This window comes from Oscillibacter sp. CU971, from assembly GCF_905219725.1.
Lineage (GTDB): Bacteria > Bacillota > Clostridia > Oscillospirales > Oscillospiraceae > Oscillibacter.
Genome location: NZ_CAJMXG010000430.1, coordinates 1 through 1,755, shown reverse-complemented (window position 1 = coordinate 1,755; position 1,755 = coordinate 1). Strand labels below are relative to the sequence as shown.

Sequence of the window (1,755 nt, the reverse complement as noted above, 5' to 3'; positions counted from 1 at the left end):
GGCTGGTCCTGTCCAAGGGCCACGCGGGCCCCGTGGCCTACGCCACCTTTGGCCTGATGGGCTTCTATCCCATGGAGGACACCTACACCCTGAATCAGCCGGGCACGAAGTTCCCCAGCCACACGGACCGCAAGCTCACCCCCGGCGTGGACCTGACCACCGGCTCTCTGGGCCAGGGCGTCTCCACCGCCACCGGCGCGGCTCTTGGCAATAAAATCGACGGCCGGGACAGCTACGTCTACTGTGTCATCGGCGACGGCGAGGCCGACGAGGGCCAGGTCTGGGAGGGCTTCCACTTTGCCTATGCCCACAAATTGGATAATATCATCTACTTCATCGACAACAACGGCTACCAGCTGGACGGCTCTACGGACGACATCCTGGCCCATGGCGACATGGCGAAAAAGGTGGCGGGCTTCGGCCTGCACACCCAGGTCATCGACGGACACGACGTGACGGCCATCTATGAGGCCATCCAGAAAGCCAAGGAAACCAAGGGCGTGCCCTCCTGCATCGTGCTGAACACCAGCAAGGGCAAGGGCGCGACCTTTGCGGAGCCCAAGCACGACCATTCCTCCCAGCCCAAGGAGGAGCAGTGGCTGGAGGCCATTGCCGCTTCCGAAAAAGAGCTGGAAGCCGCGAAGAACGCTTAAAGGAGGGTGAGAGAAATGAATGTGAAACTGATTGGCAAGCATGAAAAGGATTCCCGGGCCTGCCGGGACNGCCTGGCTCTGACCCTTAACGAGCTGATGGCCGAGGACAAGAGCATAGTGTATGTAGACTGCGACCTGATGGGCTGCATCAATACCAAGCAGCTGGTCAAGAATTACCCCGACCGGGCCTTTGAGGCGGGNATCGCCGAGGGCANCGCCGCCGGCGTGGCCGCGGGCCTGGCCGCCACGGGGAAGAAGGTTTTCTTCCACTCCTTCGGCACCTTCTCCAGCCGCCGGTGCTATGACCAGATCTACATGAGCGCCGCCTACGCGGGCNTGAGCGTCCGGGTGCTGGGCTCCGACGCGGGCGTGACGGCGGCCTTCAACGGCGGCACCCACATGCCCCTGGAGGACGCGGCCATGTACCTGAGNATCCCCACCGCCACGGTGATTGACCCCGCCGACTACGACCAGCTGGCCAGCGTCACCAAGGGATTGGTGAATGTCGAGGGTGTGAGCTTCACCCGCTTCGTCCGCAAGGACGTGATTCGGGTCTATGACGAGGGCTCTGAGTTTGAAATCGGCAAGGGCGTGGTGCTCCACGAAAGCGATAAGGACCAGGCCACCATCATCACCTCCGGCATCATGGTGGACGAGAGCCTGAAAGCCTACGAGGCCCTCCAGGCCGAGGGGATCAGCGTCCGGGTGATCGACATGTTCACCTGGAAGCCCCTGGACGAGGAGCTGGTCATCAAGGCCGCCAAGGAAACCGGGGCCATTGTCACCGCCGAGAACCACAATACCTGCTGCGGCCTGGGTTCTGTCGTGGCCAACTGCCTGGCGAAGANCTGCCCCACGGTGCAGGAGTTCGTGGGCGTGCAGGACGAGTTCGGCCAGGTNGNTCCCCAGGCGTTCCTGATGGACACCTACGGCCTCCGCGCGGCCAACATCGTCGAGGCCGTGAAAAAGGCGATTGCCCGGAAGTAATTTTAGGCAACCCTACAAAATTGGCAGGTATCGAAAGACGGGCCGCCGAGCACCCGCAAGGGGTACGCCGCCGCCGTAAGCGGCAAAGCCGCTAACGGCGGGCGCAGGGCGGCGG

General features: G+C 62.9%; 2 protein-coding genes. Both read left to right on the top strand.

Annotated elements, in window-relative coordinates; all coding sequences use genetic code 11:
* The coding region (locus JX325_RS16225; protein WP_204792076.1) for a transketolase at positions 1-653 on the top strand (653 nt) is incomplete at its 5' end.
* A 15-nt stretch (positions 654-668) separates the two neighbouring features.
* Entirely contained in the window at positions 669-1,640 is a 972-nt protein-coding gene (locus tag JX325_RS16220; protein ID WP_204792075.1) for a transketolase family protein, read from the top strand.
* Positions 1,641-1,755 lie beyond the last annotated feature (115 nt).